Consider the following 20538-nt stretch of genomic DNA (forward strand, 5'->3'; position numbering starts at 1 on the left):
CAGTGGTCTGACCAACAAGGGGGACCAGCATGGCGGATGGCACGAAGGCATACCAGGTAGTGCTCGAGCACATCGAGGAAGCCATCCTCGGTGGCACCCTCCTCGTCGGACAGCTCCTGCCGCCGGAGCGGGACCTCGCCGCCCAACTGGGGGTGAGTCGTGCCGCCGTGCGCGAGGCCATCCACGCGCTCGTGGCCCAGGGGGTGCTGACGTCGTCGGTGGGTCCGCGGGGCGGTACCCGGGTGGCGGCCATGCAGGCCGAGGCGCTGAAGCGGGTGCTGCGGCTCCAGGTCGCGCTCGCCGATTTCCCGGTCTCGGACGTCAGTGAGGTCAGGATCGCGCTCGAACGGACCACCATCGCCGCGGCCTGCCGTGACATCGCACCGGAGGTGCTCGCGCAGATCCGCGAGGTCCTCGACCTGATGTCGGCGGCCGAGGACCCCGACGAGTTCAACGCGCTGGACACCCGCTTCCACGTGCTGATCGCCACCGCCGGCCACAACGAACTGGCGACCGACATGACGATCGCCATCCGGGAGTCGCTGCGGCGCCCGATCCTCGGCGCCGAGAAGGTGATGGACGGCTGGCCCGCCTTCCGGGGTAGCGCGATGGACCAGCACGAGCGGATCTATGCGGCGCTGGCGGCCGGTGATGCGCAGGAGGCAGCCGCGGCGATGGAGGCGCACATCCGCGCCAGCTACTCGATCCTGCCGCTGGAGACCTCGTAGCCGAGGGTCGGGCCTGGATAGCGGAGGTCAGGCCTGGCGCTCGACCAGGGCGATGGATCGCAGCCCGCGCTCCATGTGCCAGTTCACGAATGCCGTGGTCAGGCCGCTGGCCTCGCGCTGGACGCGGGACTCCACCGCACTCGTCGCGGGCCAGTCCCCCACGAGCAGCGCAGTGAGCAGCTCCAGGGTCTCCGGCTGGGGGTGCGCGCTGGCCGGTGGCCGGCAGAACCGGCACACGACCCCACCGGCCGCCGGGGAGAAGGCCGTGTGTGGCCCAGCCGCACCACAGGACGCGCACTCGGTGAAGGTCGGGGCGTATCCCGCCACCGACATCGACCGCAGCAGATAGGAGTCCAGGACCATCGAGACCGGACGCGGCCCGTCGGAGGTCCCCCGCTCGAGGGTCGCCAGCGCACCGACCAGCAGCCGGTATTGCTGCAGGGCCGGCTGCTTCTCCTCGAAGACGAGCTTGTCCGCGGTCTCCAGCATCGCCTCCCCCACGGTCCAGGCCGGGTAGTCGGCAGCGAGCGAGGCACCGTAGTGGTGGATGCTCTCGACCTGGTTGACGTAGTCGAGGCTGCGCCCGGTGGCGAGCTGCAGGTCGACATGGCTGAACGGCTCCAGTCGAGCCCCGAATTTCGAGCTGGTCCGCCGGACGCCGCGCGCCACCGCGCGGACCTTGCCGTGGGCGCGGGTCAGCATGGTGATGATCCGGTCCGCCTCACCGAGCTTGTGGGTGCGGAGCACCACTGCTTGGTCTCGGTAGGTCGGCACCTGTCCATTGTGCCGCGTCCAGCAATGGTCTCGACACAGTCCCTGTACTGATTCCCAACCGTCGCTCTCGATCGACGCATGCTCGTCACGCAGTTGCGTGGATCGACGGAAGTCGTTGGGAATCAGTACAGAGCCTCCACGCCACCCCTGCTCACAAGGGCATCCCTGACCTGCTGGACGACGACTTCGGGCCGGTTCATCACGGCATCCCAGGTCACCCGCAGCACGATCCACCCGTCGGCGGACAACAGGTTCCACCGCACGCGGTCGCTCTCGAAGGCCGAACCGTCGCTGTGGTGCGCACGACCATCGGCCTCAACAGCCACCTTGGCTCCCGGGAACGCGATGTCGACGAACAGCTGACGGCCATGCAGGAGGACCGGATGGTTCGCCGACCACCCCGTGATGCCATGGGCCAGCAGCAGGCGATGCGGCTCCAACTCGAGCACCGACCAGGGGCATCGTTGCAGGTCACCGAGCAGGCGGGTACGTTCCCCGTGGTCAGGGAAGTGGCGCATCCCAGCGCCTACCTCCCGCAACTCGGCCAGCACCGCGGGCCTCGCGCCGGCAGCGCGCAGCAGGTCGCAGGCCGCAGCTCCTCGATCCACCGGGAGCAGGTCGGCGGCCGTATAAACGGGGTCGGTCCACCGAAGCGGGCCACCGAAGAGAACCCGACCACCGGGAATCCGTCGCCTCAGGAAGACGTACGGGGCACCTCCGCGGAGGTGTTCCGGCGAAGCGACCGGCACAGGGCCGGCCAGGGGTGTTCCCCGGAATGCCTCGGTCACATCGCGAGCGGCCTCGCGGACGAGCACAGCCGCCGGATGAACTTGGCAGACGACCTCCAGCCATGTCAGCATCCGATCGGCCACCGACCGATGCAGGTACCCACCTGGCAGGGCCCGGACGAGACCGAACTTCTGCACCTCCCAGGCCAGTGCCGACCTCGCGACGCCGGGGTGCTCACGGAAGACCAGGACTCCGTCCCGGCCCAGGTACTTGGGGGATTCCCCCACGACTGCAGGGTGGTCCCGGGCCGGCCGGAGATGAGCTGCCGAGGCTCCGGCTGTGGGAACGGCCAGCCAGGGCATCGACGGTTGTGGACAGCCTCGCCGCATGCCCGCACTAGGCTGGCCACCATGTCGACCCGCACCCCGGTCCCGCCGCCCCAGCACCCGTCGGGTGCGCGCCCCCCGCAGCTCCCCGCCGGCCAGGTCCCCCGCCACGTCGCGATCGTGATGGACGGCAACGGTCGCTGGGCCAAGCAGCGCGGGCTGAAGCGCGTCGAGGGGCACGCGCGTGGCGAGGCGGTGCTGATGGACGTCATCGAGGGCGCGATCGAGGTCGGCGTGAAGTACCTGTCCGCCTACGCGTTCTCGACCGAGAACTGGCGGCGCTCCCCCGACGAGGTCCGCTGGCTGATGGGCTTCAACCGCAACGTCATCCACCGCCGACGCGACGAGCTGGACGCGATGGGCGTACGGGTGCGCTGGGCCGGTCGCCGCCCGAAGCTGTGGCGATCGGTGATCCGCGAACTGGAGAGCGCCGAGGAACAGTCGAAGGACAACACCGTCCTGACCCTCCAGTTCTGCGTCAACTACGGCGGCCGCGCCGAGATCGTCGACGCCGCCCGGCAGATCGCCCGGCTCGCCCGGGAGGGGAAGCTGCGACCGGAGGACATCACCGAGTCCTCGTTCCACCGCTACCTGGACGAACCGGACATCCCCGACGTCGACCTGTTCGTACGGTCCTCCGGCGAGCAGCGCACGTCGAACTTCCTGGTCTGGCAGTCGGCGTACGCGGAGATGGTCTTCCTCGACACGCTGTGGCCCGACTTCGACCGCCGCGACCTGTGGGCCGCGATCGAGTCGTACGCCGGCCGCGACCGCCGGATGGGCGGGGCCGTGCCGAACGAGGTCGGCCGCCCCAGCGGCGAGCCCGCACCGAAGGCCGCCCTGCACCCGAACACCCTCCACGTCGAGAAGGTGGCGTACGAGCTGCCCGATCCCGTCGCCCCCGAGGTGCTCACCGATGTCGTCCCGGACGAGGAGGACGCCGTCCCCGACGACGGCGCCCTGTCCTAGCGGACCCCGCCTCAGAACCCGAGCAGCCCCCGGACGTACGCGGCCTGCCCGGCATGCTGGGCGGCATCGTCGATGATGCTGACCAGGCGGACACCGAGGGTGACCGGCGGGTCCCAGCGGGTGTCGACCACCTCGTCGAGCCGGTCGTCGGCGACCGAAGCGATGTAGGCCTTGGTGGCCGCCACGGCCGCGTCCAGGTAGCCGGTCAGCAGCGACGTGTCGTCGACGACCACCTTGGCGACGTCGTCCGGCGTGTGCCCGTACCCCATCGACTTGGGGGGCAGGCCGAGCCCGAACTTCTCCACCCACCCCTGCGCGGTCCACACCTGCGGCGTGCCGCCCAGTGGTGCGATCTGGGTGTCCTGCTGGCGAGCGATGTGCCACACCAACCAGGTGATGGAGTTCGTCCCCGGCCGGGGGCGCTCATTGGCCTGGTCGGCCGTGAGGCCGCCCAGCACCTTGTGGCAGGCCTCCTGGCTGCGGTTCACGGCATCGATGAGTAGCTCGTTCCACGTCATGGTCCGACCTTACGCGGCGTAGTGTGTGGCACAGATCACAGATGTTTTATCTGGTTATCCCGAACCAATGGTTTAGTGTTCCCGCATTGCCAACGAAGGAGTTCACATGCTGTCGGAGAAGGCCCGCCCGATCATCGAGGCCACCGCACCTGTTGTTGCGGAGCGCATCCCCTACATCACACCGGAGTTCTACAAGGGTATGTTCGGTGCCCGTCCCGATCTGATGGACGGCATGTTCAGCCGGTCCAACCAGATCACCGGCGAGCAGCCCAAGGCGCTGGCCGGCTCGATCGTCGCCTTCGCCACCTGGCTGCTCCAGCACCCGGACTCCTACCCGGAGTCGGTGCTCTCGCGCATCGCGCACAAGCACGCCTCACTCGGCCTGCAGGAGGACGAGTACCCGACGGTGTACCAGCACCTGTTCGCCGCGATCGGCGCCGACCTCGGTGACGCCGCGACCCCCGAGGTCGTCGAGGCCTGGACCGAGGTCTACTGGCTGATGGCCCACGCCCTGATCGCGATGGAGAAGACCCTCTACGCGGGCGCTGCCAGCGACCTTCCGTTCGCACCGTGGCGGGTCACGGCCAAGGAGATGACCGGTGGCGACGTCGCCGTCATCACCTTCGAGCCCGCGGACGGCACGCCGATCACCGATGCCAAGCCCGGCCAGTACATCTCGATCGAGGTCAAGGTCAAGGACGGCATCCGCCAGCCCCGCCAGTTCACCCTGATCCCCTCCAAGGCCGGCACCCGCCGGATCGCCGTCAAGCTCGATCCGGCCGGCGAGGTCACCCCGCTGATCCACGAGCAGCTCAAGGTCGGCGACGTCTACGACCTGTCCAACCCCTACGGCGACATGGTGCTGCGCGAGACCCGCGTACCGCTGGTCCTGGCCTCGGCGGGTATCGGTGTGACGCCGATGCTGGCGCTGCTGGAGGCGCTGGTGGAGCGGGAGTCGGAGCGCGAGGTCATCGTGCTGCATGCCGACCGCAACTCGTCCAGCTGGCCGCTGGCCGACGAGATGAAGGCTCTCGTCGCCAAGCTGCCGAACGCCCGGATCGAGACCTGGTTCGAGGAGGGCGACGACGGCGACCACAAGGGTTACATGGACCTGTCCCAGGTCAACATCCCGGCCGACGCCAACGTGGTGATGTGTGGCCCGCTGCCCTTCCTGAAGGCGGTCCGCTCCCAGGTCGTGTCCTCCGGCCACCCGGCCGAGAAGGTCTTCTACGAGATCTTCGGCCCCGACCTGTGGCTGCTGCAGGGCACCGACGAGAACTGAGCACTGCTCGCCGGCAACAGCACTGCTCGCCGGCAACAGCACCACCCGCACCACCCCGTACGCAACGAGCCCCCGCCTCTCCTTCTGGGAGTGAGCGGGGGCTCGTTCGTGCCAGGGTGTCGGGGGTGGTGACCCCTGGCGCCGCGGGATCGGTGGGATCAGCGGATCGCGCGGTTGACTGCGTGGGTCACGGCCTGCAGGGAGGCGGTGATGATGTTCTCGTGGATGCCGACGCCCCACATGATCTGGGCGTCGTCGCCGTCGCCGATCTCGCACTCCACGTACGCCGCCGCCTTGGCGTCACCGCCGGAGGCCAGCGCGTGCTCGGAGTAGTCGAGGATCCGGACGCTGCGGGTGCCGAAGCTGGACAGGGCATCCACGTACGCCGAGACCGGGCCGTTGCCCTCGCCGTGGATCTCCAGCTCCTGCCCGTTCATCGAGACGGTCGCGTCGACGGTGTCGACCCCGTTGTTCTGCGTCCGTACGCCCATCACCTGCAGCGGTCCGGCGGTCTCCACGTACTCGTTGGTGAAGATCTCCCACAGCTGCTGGGAGCTGATCTCGGCACCGGTGGAGTCGGTGGCCTGCTGGACGACCCGGGAGAACTCGATCTGCAGGCGGCGCGGCAGGTCCAGCTTGTGGTCGGCCTTCATCAGGTACGCCATCCCGCCCTTGCCGGACTGGGAGTTCACCCGGATCACGGCCTCGTACGTACGTCCGACGTCGTGCGGGTCGATCGGCAGGTAGGGGGCTTCCCAGCCGTTGTCCGAGACGTTGGTGCCGGCTGCCTTGGCCTTCTTCTCCAGGTCCTCCAGACCCTTCTTGATGGCGTCCTGGTGGGAGCCGGAGAAGGCGGTGTAGACCAGGTCGCCCGCGTACGGGTGGCGCGGGTGGACCGGCAGGCCGGTGCAGTACTCGACGGTGCGACGGATCTCGTCCATGTCGGAGAAGTCGATCATCGGGTCGATGCCCTGGCTGAACAGGTTCATCGCCATCGTGACCAGGTCGACGTTGCCGGTGCGCTCGCCGTGGCCGAACAGGCAGCCCTCGACGCGGTCGGCTCCGGCCATCAGGGCCAGTTCGGTCGCGGCGACCGCGGTGCCGCGGTCGTTGTGGGCGTGCAGCGAGACGGTCACGAAGTCGCGGTTGTTGACGTTGCGACAGAAGTACTCGATCTGGTCGGCGTACACGTTCGGCGTCGACATCTCGACCGTGGCCGGCAGGTTCAGGATGATCTCCCGGTCGGAGTCGGGCTGCCAGCGGTCCATCACCGCGTTGCACACCTCGATCGCGTAGTCGGTCGGGGTCTGGGTGAAGATCTCCGGGCTGTACTCGTACCCGAAGCGGACGTCGCCCAGGTACTGCTCGGCGTACTTCATCACCAGGTCGGTGCCGCGGCAGGCCAGGTCCTTCGCCTCGTCCTCATCCATCTTGAACACGACACGGCGGAACATCGGGGCCAGCGCGTTGTACATGTGGATGTTGGCGCGCGCACTGCCCTGCAGGGCCTGGGCAGTCCGCTCGATCAGGTCCTCGCGGGCCTGGGTCAGCACCGTGATGGTGACGTCCTCGGGGATCGAGTCGTTCTCGATCAGCTGGCGGACGAAGTCGAAGTCGGTCTGGGAGGCCGACGGGAAACCGATCTCGATCTCCTTGTAGCCCATCCGCACCAGCATGTCGAACAGCTTCTGCTTGCGGGAGGGGGTCATCGGGTCGATCAGGGCCTGGTTGCCGTCACGCAGGTCGGTGGACAGCCACCGGGGCGCGTGGGTCAGCTTCTTGTCGGGCCAGGTGCGGTCCGGCAGGGAGACGGGCTCGAACGCGCGGTAGCGCTGGATCGGCATCCCGCTGGGCTGCTGGACCGGGCGCTGCTGCGGCAGGGTCCCCGAGGGGGTGGTGCCGGCGGCGCGCGTGGTGGTGGCTGCGGAAGTGGTGGTCTGGGTCATGATTTCCTCGCTGGGGTGAGATGCGGACGGCACGCTTCGACTCCGCAGCGAGGAGGCCGACCTCAGAAGGCCTCGCTGCGGCACGGAAGGAGAATCATCACCTGAGCCACGTTGACGACTCTAGCCGATGACGCCAAGGTGTCAACCCTCGATCCCACCGGCCGGGCTGGCGCGCTCCACCAGGAGGGCCACCTGGACCCGCGTCGGAGCATCGATCTTGGCCATCACGTGGCTGAGGTGCGTCTTCACGGTCGCCTCGCTGCAGGCCAGCCGGCGGGCGATCTGGGAGTTCGAGAGCCCCTCGTGGACCAGCGCGGCGACCTGGCGCTCCTTCTCGCTGAGGGAGGCCATCAGCCGGTGCGCCTCGTCGACGAGGTCACGCCGCGTCGAGTGCGCGAAGTGGCGCAGCACATGGTTGGTGCTGCGCGGGGACAGCACCGCGTCACCTTGGTGGACGGTGCGCACCGCTGCCCGCAGCTGCTCGGGACGGACGTCCTTGAGAAGGAACCCGCTCGCGCCGGCGGCCAGCGCCTCGTACACGTAGCGGTCGAGGTCGATGGAGGTCAGGGCCACCACCTTCGGCGGGTTGACCTCGCGCAGCAGCCGTTCGGTAGCCCGGATCCCATCCAGCCGGGGCATGTGCAGGTCCATCAGCACGACGTCGGGGTGGTGGGCGTGCAGGGCGCTGACCACCTCGTCGCCGTCCGAGGCCTCCGCCACGACGACCAGACCCGGATCGCTCTCCAGCAGGGCGCGCACGCCGGTGCGCACCATCGCGTCGTCGTCGACGAGCATCACTCTGATCGGGCGAACTGGATCGGCACTGGTCTGGAACACACCGGAAGTCTAGGACCGACCTGTGACAGTTCAGGACGTGCTGCGGGCCTGCCAGGGCAGGGTGGCCTGCACCACGAAGCTGCCCTGTCCGTCCCGGCCGGCGCTGAACGTCCCGCCGAGGACGTCGGCCCGCTCCTGCATGCCGACCAGCCCGCTGCCCGAGCCAGGCAGTCCGGAGTCCACGTCCGTGTCCCGGTTCATCACGACGATGGACACCCCCGAGTCCGGGTCGGCCCGGACGTCCACCAGGATCGGCTGGCCGGGGGCGTGCTTGAAGGCGTTGGTGAGCGCCTCCTGGGTGATCCGGTAGGCGGCGCGGTTGAGCAGGTCACTGGCCGAATCCGCGTCCCGGACCATGACGGTGGCCTGGACCTGTGCGCCCGAGGACCGGGCCGACGTGACCAGTTCGGGCAGCGCCGCCAGACCGACGGGAGGCACGTGGCTGGGTTCGGGTGCCGCCGCATGGCGTCCCGGGCCGGCCGGCTCGCGCAGGGCACCGACCAGATCGCGCAGGTCCTCCAGGGAACGGTGGGCGTTGTCGCGCAGCACCTCGGCGGCGTGCGACACCTGCGGCGAACTGTCCTTGGCCGCCTCCTCCAGGGCCCCGGAGTGCAGCGAGATCAGCGACAGCCGGTGCGACAGCGCGTCGTGCACCTCGCGGGCGAGCCGTTCCCGCTCCTCCAGCCGGTACGCCGTGGTCTCCAGGTCCTCACTGCGGGTCTCGGCCTCCGCCCGGGCCATCCCGGTCTCGCGCAGGTCTCGGCGCAGGCGTACGAGCCAGGCCGTCCCGAGGAAGACGACGGCGGCGATGGTAGCGATGCCCAGGCTGACGCCGAGCCGGAAGGCACCGTCCGGCGCGCCGGCCAGGGCCGGGTCGCTACCACTGAACATGATCTGCCAGGCCGTGTGACCGGACGGTCGGGACCCGTCCCGCACGGCGGCGAGCAGGGTCAGCAGCACGGCCGTGCCGGTGGCGACCAGCCCCTGCCGCCGGTCCCGGCGCAGGACCACCGAGCCGGCGCCGAGCAGGAGCAGCGTGCTGTCCAGCCGCAGCAGAACCGTCAGGACGGCACCTGCGACGACTACCACCCAGGGCATCCGGCCCCGCAGGAACAGCGTGGCCACCCCGAGCAGCCAGGCCAGGATCACCAGCACGCCGAGGTCCGTCAGGTTGCCGTCCAGACTCGTACGGGACTGGTACCCGGGGACCGCCGAGAGGGAGCCGACCAGCGTCACCATGCACGCGAACACCCCGAGGAGTCCGCCCAGCACGATCCACACCACCCGGCGGATCGCGGGCAGGTGCTGGGCGAGGTCGGCGGGGCTGGGCACGGTGTCGATCGTACGGGCGACCACCGACAACCACATCAGCCGTTCGGCTGGCCCACGACACCGATCGTCGGACCGAACGGATGAGAGCCACCCGGCTGGTCGGGCGATGCCGGCCAGGGGTCCCCAGCGGTTCGCTGGAGCCATCAACCGCACGACCCAGGAGACGGACATGTCCCAGCCCCCCTACCCGCAGCAGCCGGGTACGCAGTACCAGCAGCCGGATCCCCGGTTCCAGCAGTTCGCCGGGCAGCCCTACCCGCCCCAGCAGCCGGTGAAGCCGAAGAAGAAGTGGTTCAAGCGCCCCCTCGTCTGGATCCTGGCGATCATCGCCGTCATCGCCATCGCAGTGAATGCCGGTGGGGGTGACGACCAGGCGGCCAGCACGGCCGGAACCTCCGCCAGTAGCACCGCTCCCTCCGCCGGGTCGCCCTCGTCCCAGGCCGCAGCCCCGGCGGAGAAGGCGGCCGCACCGGCCGCCGGCCTCAACACGGCCGTCGCGGCCGGTGACCTGCAGTACACGGTCACGAAGGTGAGCAAGGGCGTGGCCAAGGTAGGCGACCAGTACGTCAGCCAGGAGGCACAGGGCCAGTTCGTCCTGGTCAACGTGACCGTGAAGAACACCGGGAAGTCGGCAGTCACCTTCATGTCGACCTACACCAAGCTGTACGACAAGGACGGCGTGGAGTACAGCAGCGACAGCACCGCCGAGATCTACGCCAACACCCAGAGCCAGACCTTCCTCGAGCAGGTCAACCCCGGCAACTCGGTGAAGGGCGTCCTCGTCTTCGACATCCCCAAGGACGTCACCCCGGTCAGGCTCGGCGTCACCGGCGGCATGCTCGGGGCCGAGAAGGACATCGCCCTCTCCTGATGCAGGCCCCGCATTCCTCCGCCGCTGGGGGGCGGCGGAAGGGCGAACGGCCCGCGGTTCACACCGCGGGCCGTCTCGCTGTCCGCGCCGGGCGCGGGAGGTGCGGTCAGTCGGTCCCGGAGTCGATCGCGGCGCGGTCGAGAGCCTCGCCGTCCTCGTCCGGTCCCTCACCGGCGGCGATCGCCGAGGAGGCACCGCTCTCGAGGGCACCGACCAGCTCGGCGGTGGCACCGCCGACGATGCCCTGCTGGGCGTACATCTCGAGGCGGGCGCGGGAGTCGGCGATGTCCAGGTTGCGCATCGTCAGCTGGCCGATCCGGTCGGCCGGGCCGAAGGCTGCGTCCTGCACGCGCTCCATCGACAGCCGCTCGGGGTGGTAGCTCAGCGCCGGGCCCTGGGTGTCGAGGATGGTGTAGTCGTCGCCGCGGCGCAGCCGCAGCGTGACCGAACCGCTGACGGCAGAGCCGACCCAGCGCTGCAGGGACTCGCGCAGCATCAGCGACTGCGGGTCCAGCCAGCGGCCCTCGTACATCAGGCGGCCGAGGCGGCGTCCCTCGTTGTGGTAGTTCGCGATCGTGTCCTCGTTGTGGATCGCGTTGAGGAGACGCTCGTAGACGATGTGCAGCAACGCCATTCCCGGGGCCTCGTAGATGCCGCGCGACTTGGCCTCGATGATCCGGTTCTCGATCTGGTCGGAGGCGCCCAGGCCGTGGCGGCCGCCGATCGTGTTGGCCTCCAGCACCAGCTCGACGGCGTTGGCGAAGGTCTTGCCGTTGATCTCGACCGGGCGGCCCTGCTCGAACCGGACCGTGACCTCCTCGGTCCGCACCTCGACGGACTCGTCCCAGGCCTTGACGCCCATGATCGGCTCGACGATGTCGAGGCCGGCGTCGAGCATCTCGAGCTGCTTGGCCTCGTGGGTGGCGCCCCAGATGTTGGCGTCGGTGGAGTACGCCTTCTCCTTGGAGTCGCGGTAGGGCAGCTTGCGCTCCCCCAGCCACTGCGACATCTCGTCGCGGCCGCCGAGCTCGTTGACGAAGTCCACGTCCAGCCACGGCTTGTAGATCTGCAGCTGCGGGTTGGCCATCAGGCCGTAGCGGTAGAACCGCTCGATGTCGTTGCCCTTGTAGGTCGACCCGTCGCCCCAGATGTTGACGCCATCGTCCTTCATCGCCCGGACCAGCAGGGTGCCGGTGACCGCCCGGCCCAGCGGGGTGGTGTTGAAGTAGGCCTTGCCGCCGCTGCGGATGTGGAAGGCGCCGCACTGCAGCGCGGACAGGCCCTCCTCCACCAGTGCCTCGCGGCAGTCGACCAGCCGGGAGAGCTCGGCGCCGTACTCGTGCGCGCGACCGGGGACCGAATCGATGTCCGGCTCGTCGTACTGGCCGATGTCGGCCGTGTACGTGCAGGGGATCGCGCCCTTCTCACGCATCCAGGCGACGGCGACGGAGGTGTCGAGACCTCCGGAGAAGGCGAGGCCGACGCGCTCGCCGACGGGGAGGGAAGTCAGAACCTTGGACATGCGGGCCAGCCTATCGCCAACCACGCCCTCAGCAGCCGTAGGTCTCGCCAGTGGCCGCGGGGTCCGGCAGCGGCCGCATCCCGACGGTCCCCGGCCCGGTCGCGTCCAGTGGGCTCCAGATGCCGACCAGGACCACCCGGCCCTCGGCGTCGCGGACGACGCCGGTGGGCCCCTCGAACCAGGCGCCGTCACCCAGCAGCGAGTCGACCGGCGCCCCGGAGCGTACGACGACGGCTGGTTCCGCGGTCGGGACCGGGCTGGTGGTGGTGACCAGTGCCGGCGTCGGGGCCAGCCCGTTCAGCGGCACCAGCATCCCCTGCTTGGCTCCGTCCAGCGGGAGGGTCCAGTGCGCGGCCGAGGTCGGTCGGGTGGCCGCCGCGGTCAGCAGCGGCAGGATCGCACCACCCCCGTCGACCGGCGTACGGGTGTCGCCCACCCGGATGGCGGAGCTGTCGGTGGTCGTGACGATCGCCGGGTCGATGCTGCAGTACAGGTCGTTGGCCATGCTGTTGGGGGCCAGCGCCCGCTCGGCGGAGTCCAGCACCACCGGACCCTGCCGCTGCAGGGAGCGTTCCCCGCCACCCAGGGCCAGCGCGTCGTACGTGCCCAGCCCGTACGCCCACGACTGGGCCGGCCACTGCGCGACGGCAGCCGGGACCGAGCCGAGGTCGGAGCCGGCGAACAGGCGCACCGGGGTCGACCCGACGAGGGCGACCCGGTAGGCCACCTTGGCCCGTCCCGGGGACTGTGGATCGCGACCGGCCGGGTAGGTCAGCTGGACCACCAGTCGGTCCTCGGCGACCCCGATCGTGGCCTCCGAGCCGGCGGCGACCAGGCCTAGGTCGACGACCTGCCGGCCCTCCTCACCGACCAGGTGCCAGCCCCTCGTGGCGTCCAGTCCGGAGGTGCAGCGCAACTCGACCAGGGCCAGTTGCCGGCCGGCCAGCTCCACCGGCCGAGAAGAGACGACCTCCGCCCGCCGGCTGGTGCCGCCCATGGAGACCGGGGTGACCTGGCGGCCGCCGGTCATCGGCGTCAACCGGTAGGGGGCCTCGATCCCGCAGGCGCCCAGGTAGGTCAGCTCGTCCAGTACCAGCGGATCAGCCACGCCGCCGCCCGGCGTCGCGGTGGGCGTCGGGGTCGGTGCGGGGCTCTGGGTGGGGGCGGGCGCGGGGGTGCCGGACGCCGTTGGGGTGCCGGTCCCGTCGGTGGGTCCGGGTGCCGGTCCGCCGCTCGGTGTCGTACAGGCGGACAGCAGGGCGACCAGGCCGATCACCAGTCCGGTCCGCACGCCGGCGCCCCACCGATGCGCCCCCGCCGCCGGCATCAGAAGCCCAGGCGGTTGAGGTACTTCGGGTCGCGCTGCCAGTCCTTCATCACCTTGACCTTGAGGTCCAGGTGGACCGGGACCCCGAGCAGGTGGGAGATCTGGTGGCGGGCGGCGGTGCCGACGTCGCGCAGCCGCTCGCCCTTGTGCCCGATCACGATGCCCTTCTGCGAGTCGCGCTCGACGACCATCGAGGCGTAGATGTCCAGCAGCGGACGGTCCTCGGGGCGATCGGCGCGCATCGACATCTCCTCGACGATGACCGCGATGGAGTGCGGCAGCTCGTCGCGGACGCCCTCGAGCACGGCCTCGCGGATCAGCTCGGCGACGAGTTGTTCCTCCGGCTCGTCGGTGAACTCGTCGTCGGGGTAGTACATCGGCCCCTGGGGCAGCATCCCGAGCAGTACGTCGCCCAGCGCCTCGACCGCATCACCGGTGAGGGCCGAGACCGGGAAGATGTGGGCCCAGGTGATGCCCAGTTCGGCCTCGAGCGACTGGATCTTCAGCAGGTGTTCACGCAGCCGCTCGCCACTGACCAGGTCGGTCTTGGTGGCGATCGCGACCAGGGTCGGGCGGCGGCGCAGGTGGGCGAGCTGCTCGACCAGGTAGCTGTCGCCGGGGCCGATCCGCTGGTTCGCGGGCAGGCAGACGGCGATCACGTCGACCTCGGACCAGGTGTCGCGGACCAGGTCGTTCAGCCGCTCCCCGAGCAGGGTCCGCGGCTTGTGCAGGCCGGGGGTGTCGATCAGGATCAGCTGGCCGTCCGGGCGGCTGATGATGCCACGGACGACGTGGCGGGTGGTCTGCGGCTTGTCCGAGGCGATGGCGATCTTCTGGCCGACCAGCGCATTGGTCAGCGTCGACTTGCCGGCGTTGGGCCGGCCGACGAAGCAGACGAAGCCCGACCGGTAGTCCTTGCCCTCTGCCGTGCCGCCGGCGCCCGTGGTTCCGGGATCGTTCATCACTTGCCTCCTCCGTTCTCGGTGGCCCGCAGGACCGCCGAGGTGGCCCGGTCGTCGCCGGCTTCTTCGTCGTCGCCGACCTGGGTGACCAGGATGGTCTCGATCTGGCTGCGCCGGCCCTGGCCGCGCTCGGCGACCAGTTCCAGGCCCTCCCAGCGCACCACGGACCCGGCGATCGGCACCACGTTGAGCAGCTTGGCCATCAGGCCCCCGACGGTGTCGACGTCGTCATCGTCCAGCCGGCGCCCGAACAGCTCGCCCAGCTCGTCCACCGCCAGCCGCGCCGAGACCCGGTAGCGGCCCTCGGACAGCTCGGTGATCGGGGCCACCTCGCCGGCGTCGTACTCGTCGATGATCTCACCGACGATCTCCTCGAGGATGTCCTCGATCGTGGCCAGGCCGGCGGTCCCGCCGAACTCGTCGACCACCATCACCATGTGGGAGTGCGTGGTCTGCATCTCGCGCAACAGGTCGTCGACCGGCTTGGAGTCCGGGCACCAGGTGGGCGGCCGCATCAGCGAGGACACCCTCTCGGTGGTCTGGGACTGCGGGTTGTCGTACATCCGCTTCATCAGGTCCTTGAGGAACACGACGCCCAGCACGTTGTCCAGGCCGCCCTCGCCGACCACCGGGATCCGGCTGAAGCCCGAGCGCAGGGCCAGCGAGGTGGCCTGGCGCAGCGTCTTGGTGTCCTCGATGGAGACGATGTCGGTCCGCGGGACCATCACCTCCTTGACCATGGTGTCGCCGAGCTCGAAGACGGAGTGGATCATCGCCCGCTCCCCCGCCTCGATCAGGTCGGACTGCTCGGCCTTGTCGACCAGTTCGCGCAGTTCTGCCTCGGAGGAGAACGGGCCGTCGTCGAAGCCGCGGCCCGGCGTGAGCGCGTTGCCGATCCAGATCAGGATCTGCGGGATCGGGCCGAGGAACGTGGTGAGCACGCTGACCAGCCCCGACGTACGCGTCGCGACGCCGTCGGCACGCTGGCGGCCCAGGGTCCGCGGGGCGACGCCCCAGGCGATGAAGGAGACCACGACCATGGCGCCGATCGAGACCAGCAGCTGGACCCAATTGCGCAGGTCGACGTCGAGGACGACGCGGGTCACCAGCACGATCGAGGTGACCTGCAGGATGGTGCTGACGAACAGCACCGCATTCAGCGTGGGGGCCGGGTCCTGGGTGATCAGTTCGAGGCGCTTGGCGCCGGGCACGCCCTCCTCGACGAGGTTCTCCGCCCGGGCGTGCGAGAAGGACTGGAAGGCGGCATCGATCGCGGAGAAGATGCCGGCGGCGATGGCCAGGACGGCCGCCACCACCAGCTGGATGATGTCGGGTTGGCTCATGCCTTCGCGTCACCGGCCCGATGGTCCTCGTACGCGGCCAGCAGCTTGTGGTGCAGCCCGAACATCTCCTCGTGCTCCTCGGGCGTGGCGTGGTCGTAGCCGAGCAGGTGCAGGATGCCGTGCACGAGCAGGTACTCGGCCTCCTGGTCGGGCGTCCGGTCGTTCTCGGCCGCCTGCCGGGCCGTAACCGTCGGGCAGAGCATGATGTCGCCCAGGATGCCCTCGGGGGCGGGCTCGTCCGGCTCGGGGATGCGCAGCTCGTCCATCGGGAAGGACATCACGTCGGTCGGGCCGGGCAGGTCCATGTACCGCTGGTGGTAGGCGGCCATCGTCTCCTCGTCGACCATGACGACGGACAGCTCCGCCTGGGGGTGGATCCGCAGCTCCTCCAGCACCCAGGTCGCCAGGGCCGCGAGGCCCTTCTCGTCGACCGGTTCGCCGGACTCGTTGTTCAGTTCCACGCTCATCGGCGCTTGCCTCTCGTCTCCGGGGGATGGTTCGACTCGAACTCGTCGTACGCCGCGACGATCCGCCCGACCAGCCGGTGGCGGACCACGTCGGAGCTGGTCAGCTCGCAGAAGGCGATGTCGTCCACCTCGTGCAGGATGTCGGTGACCATCCGCAGCCCCGACCGCTGGCCGCCGGGCAGGTCGATCTGCGTGACGTCGCCGGTGACGACCATCTTCGAGCCGAAGCCGAGCCGGGTGAGGAACATCTTCATCTGCTCGGCGGTGGTGTTCTGCGCCTCGTCGAGGATGATGAACGCGTCGTTGAGCGTACGGCCACGCATGTACGCCAGCGGGGCCACCTCGATCGTCCCGGCGGTCAGCAGCCGCGGGATCGAGTCGGGGTCGACCATGTCGTGCAGCGCGTCGTAGAGCGGGCGAACGTACGGGTCGATCTTGTCGCTGAGGGTGCCCGGGAGGTAGCCGAGGTGCTCGCCGGCCTCTACCGCGGGGCGGGTGAGGATGATCCGGTTGACCTCCTTGCGCTGCAGCGCCTGGACCGCCTTGGCGACGGCCAGGTAGGTCTTGCCCGTGCCCGCGGGGCCGATCCCGAACACCACGGTGTGCCGGTCGATCGCGTCCACGTAGTGCTTCTGGTTGAGCGTCTTGGGGCGGATCGTACGACCGCGGTTGGACAGGATGGTGTGCGTCAACACCTCCGCCGGACGCACCTCCGCCTCCCCCGCCAGCATCCCGACCAGGCGCTCGACGGCGTCGGAGGTGAGGCCCTGGCCGGTCCGGACGATGGTCACCATCTCGGTCAGCGCCTCGGTCCCGGCGCGGAGCGCGGCGGTGTCACCGGACAGGTGGATCTCGTTGCCCCGTACGTGGATGTCGGCGTCGAGCACGCGCTCGAGGATCCGCAGGAACTCGTCCCGGGGACCCAGGACCGACACCATGTCGATCGAGGCGGGGACGATCAGCGTACGGTCCCCGCCGCCCTTGCCGTCATCGATCACGTCGAGGGTGCGCACGTTGGACAGGATGCCTCCGAAAGTCGCCGGTGCTCGGTCCCGCGGCGGGACGACCGGATACCTCCATGCTACTGGCCCGCGGCGCTCAGTCGTCGAGTTGCTCGGCCTCGAGCAGCTCGTCCTCGTCCACGACCCGTACGGCGGCCTCCTCCGCACTGGCCGCACCGCCGGAGATCCCGACGTCGTAGCCGACCAGTCCGGCCTCGTGGTCCTCGCTGTCGTAGCCGTCGTTCGCGTCGACCAGGCGACCGGCCCGGCGGTAGGGCTCCTCGTCGGCACCCCGACCGTCCCAGTCCGGCTCCTCGAACTGCTCGCGCTCCGGATCCTCCTGCTTGAGCCGGTCACGGAAACTCTCGGGACCCTCCAACGCCTCGTTCATGACACCCGACCAATGGTCGGGCGCAATGATCCCCTCGTCCAGCGGATCGTCCACGCCGCGCTCCACGAGACTCTGCTCGGGGTCGAGCTGGTCGGCGATCTCCGATGGGTCCAGGGTGCTGTCGTCGTCGATGTTGGCCATACCCCAGTGTGCTCCCTCCGGCGGCAGGCCGGGTGGCGGATGACCACGACAATCGACCCAGACGACGTTGCACCGGCAACGTCCACGTCAACCCGCAATGGTCTGACCAACACTTTCAATGGTCAGACCATTGGGGTACGCTCACGTCATCTCAGTCAACGATGACCAGGAGTCCCCATGACGACGGTGACGGCGCACACCCACCCCACTCTGCCCGGCGTGCCCGGGATGTACTCCGAGAGTGAGTTCGACCGGCGCGCCCTGGCACACGATGCCTCCCACTACCTTGTCGTGCCGCAGATCGTGGCCACGCCCGGGTCCGCCGCAGACATCGGCACCCTGTTCCGCGCGGCCCGGAGCAGCGGCCTCCCCCTCACCTTCCGCTCCGGTGGCACCAGCCTCTCCGGCCAGGCCCAGGGTGGCGGCATCCTTGCCGACACCCGGGCCAATTTCCGCGGCATCGAGGTCCTGGACGACGGTGCGCGAGTCCGCGTCCAGCCAGGCGCGACCGTCCGGGCCGTGAACACCGCGCTGCGCCCGTACGGTCGCAAGATCGGGCCGGACCCGGCATCCGAGGTGGCGTGCACCATCGGCGGCGTCGTGGCGAACAATTCCTCCGGGATGGCCTGCGGCACCGAGTTCAACACCTACCGGACGCTCGAGTCGATGGTCCTCGTGCTGCCCTCGGGCACCGTCATCGACACCGGCGCCCGGGACGCCGACGAGAAGCTCCGCCAGCTCGAGCCGGCGCTCCATGCCGGCCTCCACCGGCTGCGCGACCGCGTCCGGTCCCGTCAGGACTCGGTGGACACCATCCGCCAGCAGTTCTCGATGAAGAACACCATGGGCTACGGCCTCAACTCGTTCCTCGACCACGACCGGCCGGTCGACATCCTTGCTCACCTGATGATCGGTTCGGAGGGCACCCTCGGATTCGTTGCGTCCGCCACGCTGCGCGGCATCGAGGTGCTTCCCGCGGTCACCACCGGCCTGATGGTGTTCAGCACGATCGACGAGGCCATGACCGCCCTGCCTGACCTCGTGGCGGCGGGATTTGCCACCGTCGAGCTGATGGACGCGGTCAGCCTGCGCGTCGCCCAGCGACTCTCCGGCAGCCCCCGCGCGATCACCTCGCTGGCCGTGAAGGACCACTCCGCGCTCCTCGTGGAGTTCCACGGCCACACGCCGGAGGAGGTGTCCGACATGGTCGCGGCGGCCCGGCCGCTGACCGACCGGCTGCCGCTGGCCGTGCCGTTCGGGATGGCCCAGGACGCCAGGCGCGCCGCCGAGCTATGGACCGTCCGCAAGGGCCTCTACGCGGCCATTGCCGGCCACCGACCCAGCGGCACGACCGCACTGCTCGAGGACGTCGTCGTACCGGTCGGCGCGCTGGGCCAGACCTGCTCCGAGCTCGCCGAGCTGTTCGTCAAGCACGGCTACGAGGAATCGGTGATCTTCGGCCACGCCAAGGACGGCAACATCCACTTCATGCTCAACGAGCAGTTCGAGGGTGGCCGCAGTACCGCCCGCTACGAGGAGTTCACCGACGACATGGTCGACGTCGTCCTCGGCCACCAGGGTTCCCTGAAGGCCGAGCACGGCACCGGCCGGATCATGGCGCCCTTCGTCGCCCGCCAGTACGGTCAGGAGCTGTACGAGGTGATGGTCGGGGTCAAGCAGCTGTGTGACCCCGACGGCGTGCTGAACCCGGGCGTCGTACTGTCCCAGTTCCCCCGCTCGTACGTCCAGGACCTCAAGGCTTCCCCCACCGTCGAGGAAGAGGTCGACCGGTGCGTCGAGTGCGGCTACTGCGAGCCGATCTGCCCGAGCCGCGACCTCACCCTGACGCCGCGCAAGCGCATTGCCCTGCGCCGAGAGATCGTCGCCGCCCAGCAGGCCGGCAACACCAGCCTGGCCGACGAGCTGACGCAGGCCTACCGCTACCAGGGCATCGAGACCTGCGCCGTCGACGGCCTGTGCTCGGTGACCTGCCCACTGGACATCAACACCGGCGACCTCGTCCGGCGGCTGCGGGCCGAGGGGCACGGCAACGCGGCGCAGGCGGCCTGGGATGCCCTCGCCCGCAACTGGGGAGGGCTCACGGCCGTCGGCGGGATCGCGATGAACATCGCGGCGGCCGTCCCGCCGCTGGCCACCGCGGCAACAGACGTGGGTCGTGCCGTCGTCGGCACCGACAACCTCCAGCGGTGGACCAAGGACCTTCCTCGCGGCGGGCAGCGGCGCAAGCCTCGGCATTCCGACGAGGCGGCGGCTGTCTGGTTCCCGGCCTGTATCCACACCCTCTTCGGCGCCGCAGAGGGCGGTCCGGGCGTCGGCCCGGCGATCGACGCGCTGTTGGCGCGGACGGGCACCACGGTCGACATCCCCGAGGGCATCAACGGGCTGTGCTGCGGCACCCCGTGGTCGTCGAAGGGCTTCACCCGTGGCCACGCGACCATGCGGGACAAGGCACTGCCGATCCTCTGGGAGGCGACGGATCGCGGCCGGCTCCCGGTCGTCGTCGATGGGGCGTCGTGCACCGAGGGGGTGCTGAAGTTCCAGCACAAGGATCCCGACCAGCGCTATGACGACCTGAGGATCATCGACGCCGTCGAGTTCGTCGCGGACCAGTTGCTGGACGACCTCGTGGTCACCCGGCCGTACGACACGGTGGTGCTGCACAACACCTGTTCGATGACCCAGCTGGGCCTGAACGCGGCGGCACGCGCCATCGCCGAGAAGATCGCCACCTCCGTCATCGTCCCGGTCGCCACCGGCTGCTGCGCGTTCGCCGGTGACCGCGGCATGCTGCACCCGGAGCTGACCGCCTCGGCGACCAGGGCCGAAGCGACGGAGGTGGGCGCCCGCACCGGAAACAGTTCCGGCCGGACGGCGTACGCCTCGGCCAACCGCACCTGCGAGGTGGGCATGTCCCGGGCGACCGGGCAGACCTACCACCACATCCTGGAGCTGCTGGACCTGGCGACCCGCCCGGCCTGAGCGCCCCGGCCG

The 20538-nt window shown here is 69.8% G+C and carries 17 protein-coding genes and 1 pseudogene; 5 read left to right on the forward strand and 13 right to left on the reverse strand.

Going from position 1 to position 20538, the window contains the following annotated elements; genetic code table 11:
• Positions 1-29: 29 nt before the first annotated feature.
• A complete protein-coding gene (locus tag GA0111570_RS09635) occupies positions 30-728 on the forward strand; it encodes a FadR/GntR family transcriptional regulator (RefSeq protein ID WP_092609898.1) in 699 nt (232 codons plus the stop codon).
• A 27-nt stretch (positions 729-755) separates the two neighbouring features.
• Here GA0111570_RS09635 and recO read toward each other — a convergent pair whose 3' ends face one another.
• Both recO and GA0111570_RS09645 read right to left on the reverse strand, forming a co-directional pair.
• A complete protein-coding gene (gene recO / locus GA0111570_RS09640; RefSeq protein WP_092609901.1) occupies positions 756-1502 on the reverse strand; it encodes a DNA repair protein RecO in 747 nt (248 codons plus the stop codon).
• Positions 1503-1624: 122 nt separating this feature from the next.
• Positions 1625-2518, reverse strand: coding sequence for an endonuclease domain-containing protein (locus GA0111570_RS09645; RefSeq protein WP_139283202.1), 894 nt, complete (start codon positions 2516-2518; stop codon positions 1625-1627).
• A gap of 123 nt (positions 2519-2641) precedes the next feature.
• On the opposite strand from GA0111570_RS09645, the pseudogene GA0111570_RS09650 reads away from it, so the two are divergent.
• Positions 2642-3421 (forward strand): annotated as a pseudogene (locus GA0111570_RS09650) (isoprenyl transferase); the annotation flags it as partial.
• Positions 3422-3597: 176 nt separating this feature from the next.
• Here GA0111570_RS09650 and GA0111570_RS09655 read toward each other — a convergent pair.
• Positions 3598-4104: a mycothiol transferase gene (locus tag GA0111570_RS09655; RefSeq protein ID WP_092609911.1), complete on the reverse strand. Its 507-nt coding sequence runs from the start codon at positions 4102-4104 to the stop codon at positions 3598-3600.
• A 106-nt stretch (positions 4105-4210) separates the two neighbouring features.
• Between GA0111570_RS09655 and GA0111570_RS09660 the strand changes: the two genes are divergently transcribed.
• Positions 4211-5386 carry a globin domain-containing protein gene (locus GA0111570_RS09660; RefSeq protein WP_092609914.1) on the forward strand — a complete coding sequence of 392 codons (1176 nt, stop codon included), beginning with the start codon at positions 4211-4213 and terminating at the stop codon, positions 5384-5386.
• A gap of 158 nt (positions 5387-5544) precedes the next feature.
• Here GA0111570_RS09660 and leuA read toward each other — a convergent pair whose 3' ends face one another.
• The 3 genes from leuA to GA0111570_RS09675 form a co-directional block, all read right to left on the reverse strand.
• On the reverse strand, positions 5545-7230 hold the full coding sequence (gene leuA / locus GA0111570_RS09665) for a 2-isopropylmalate synthase (protein WP_092610244.1): 1686 nt from the start codon (positions 7228-7230) through the stop codon (positions 5545-5547).
• 243 nt (positions 7231-7473) lie between these two features.
• On the reverse strand, positions 7474-8169 hold the full coding sequence (locus GA0111570_RS09670; RefSeq protein ID WP_245703111.1) for a response regulator: 696 nt from the start codon (positions 8167-8169) through the stop codon (positions 7474-7476).
• 30 nt (positions 8170-8199) lie between these two features.
• A complete protein-coding gene (locus tag GA0111570_RS09675; protein ID WP_175557428.1) occupies positions 8200-9537 on the reverse strand; it encodes a sensor histidine kinase in 1338 nt (445 codons plus the stop codon).
• A gap of 133 nt (positions 9538-9670) precedes the next feature.
• Here GA0111570_RS09675 and GA0111570_RS09680 point away from each other — a divergent pair, with 133 nt between their 5' ends.
• Complete coding sequence (locus tag GA0111570_RS09680) at positions 9671-10372, forward strand: DUF4352 domain-containing protein (RefSeq protein WP_139283203.1); 702 nt, start codon at positions 9671-9673, stop codon at positions 10370-10372.
• A 106-nt stretch (positions 10373-10478) separates the two neighbouring features.
• Here the strand turns inward: GA0111570_RS09680 and argG are convergent, their stop codons facing one another.
• The 7 genes from argG to GA0111570_RS09715 form a co-directional block, all read right to left on the reverse strand.
• Entirely contained in the window at positions 10479-11894 is a 1416-nt protein-coding gene (argG, locus tag GA0111570_RS09685; RefSeq protein WP_092609923.1) for an argininosuccinate synthase, read from the reverse strand.
• A gap of 28 nt (positions 11895-11922) precedes the next feature.
• Entirely contained in the window at positions 11923-13185 is a 1263-nt protein-coding gene (locus GA0111570_RS17670) for a hypothetical protein (RefSeq protein ID WP_175557429.1), read from the reverse strand.
• 35 nt (positions 13186-13220) lie between these two features.
• The gene (era, locus tag GA0111570_RS09695) at positions 13221-14183 is read right to left on the reverse strand and encodes a GTPase Era (protein ID WP_092609929.1); all 963 of its coding nucleotides are present in this window, start codon (positions 14181-14183) and stop codon (positions 13221-13223) included.
• On the reverse strand, positions 14183-15526 hold the full coding sequence (locus tag GA0111570_RS09700) for a hemolysin family protein (RefSeq protein WP_092609932.1): 1344 nt from the start codon (positions 15524-15526) through the stop codon (positions 14183-14185). Before GA0111570_RS09700 ends, era begins: the two co-directional genes overlap by 1 nt.
• Positions 15523-15993, reverse strand: a complete 471-nt coding sequence (gene ybeY / locus GA0111570_RS09705) for an rRNA maturation RNase YbeY (RefSeq protein ID WP_092609935.1) — start codon at positions 15991-15993, stop codon at positions 15523-15525. The genes GA0111570_RS09700 and ybeY overlap by 4 nt, the downstream gene beginning before the upstream one ends.
• Complete coding sequence (locus tag GA0111570_RS09710) at positions 15990-16931, reverse strand: PhoH family protein (RefSeq protein WP_092610250.1); 942 nt, start codon at positions 16929-16931, stop codon at positions 15990-15992. The genes ybeY and GA0111570_RS09710 overlap by 4 nt, the downstream gene beginning before the upstream one ends.
• 160 nt (positions 16932-17091) lie before the next feature.
• Entirely contained in the window at positions 17092-17526 is a 435-nt protein-coding gene (locus GA0111570_RS09715; RefSeq protein ID WP_092609938.1) for a DUF5709 domain-containing protein, read from the reverse strand.
• Between the two features lie 177 nt (positions 17527-17703).
• Here GA0111570_RS09715 and GA0111570_RS09720 point away from each other — a divergent pair, with 177 nt between their 5' ends.
• The gene (locus GA0111570_RS09720) at positions 17704-20526 is read left to right on the forward strand and encodes an FAD-binding and (Fe-S)-binding domain-containing protein (protein ID WP_092609941.1); all 2823 of its coding nucleotides are present in this window, start codon (positions 17704-17706) and stop codon (positions 20524-20526) included.
• Positions 20527-20538 lie beyond the last annotated feature (12 nt).

It is taken from the genome of Raineyella antarctica (assembly GCF_900092135.1).
GTDB classification, from domain to species: domain Bacteria; phylum Actinomycetota; class Actinomycetes; order Propionibacteriales; family Propionibacteriaceae; genus Raineyella; species Raineyella antarctica.

Coding starts and splice junctions, on each gene's coding strand:
- era (WP_092609929.1), bottom strand. CDS start 14,183: ATGAACGATCCCGGAACCACGGGCGCCGGCGGCACGGCAGAGGGCAAG.
- GA0111570_RS09660 (WP_092609914.1), top strand. CDS start 4,211: ATGCTGTCGGAGAAGGCCCGCCCGATCATCGAGGCCACCGCACCTGTT.
- GA0111570_RS09715 (WP_092609938.1), bottom strand. CDS start 17,526: ATGGCCAACATCGACGACGACAGCACCCTGGACCCATCGGAGATCGCC.
- GA0111570_RS09675 (WP_175557428.1), bottom strand. CDS start 9,537: ATGTGGTTGTCGGTGGTCGCCCGTACGATCGACACCGTGCCCAGCCCC.
- ybeY (WP_092609935.1), bottom strand. CDS start 15,993: ATGAGCGTGGAACTGAACAACGAGTCCGGCGAACCGGTCGACGAGAAG.
- GA0111570_RS09710 (WP_092610250.1), bottom strand. CDS start 16,931: ATGGTGTCGGTCCTGGGTCCCCGGGACGAGTTCCTGCGGATCCTCGAG.
- GA0111570_RS09680 (WP_139283203.1), top strand. CDS start 9,671: ATGTCCCAGCCCCCCTACCCGCAGCAGCCGGGTACGCAGTACCAGCAG.
- GA0111570_RS09635 (WP_092609898.1), top strand. CDS start 30: ATGGCGGATGGCACGAAGGCATACCAGGTAGTGCTCGAGCACATCGAG.
- GA0111570_RS09700 (WP_092609932.1), bottom strand. CDS start 15,526: ATGAGCCAACCCGACATCATCCAGCTGGTGGTGGCGGCCGTCCTGGCC.
- leuA (WP_092610244.1), bottom strand. CDS start 7,230: ATGCCGATCCAGCGCTACCGCGCGTTCGAGCCCGTCTCCCTGCCGGAC.
- GA0111570_RS09655 (WP_092609911.1), bottom strand. CDS start 4,104: ATGACGTGGAACGAGCTACTCATCGATGCCGTGAACCGCAGCCAGGAG.
- GA0111570_RS09720 (WP_092609941.1), top strand. CDS start 17,704: ATGACGACGGTGACGGCGCACACCCACCCCACTCTGCCCGGCGTGCCC.
- argG (WP_092609923.1), bottom strand. CDS start 11,894: ATGTCCAAGGTTCTGACTTCCCTCCCCGTCGGCGAGCGCGTCGGCCTC.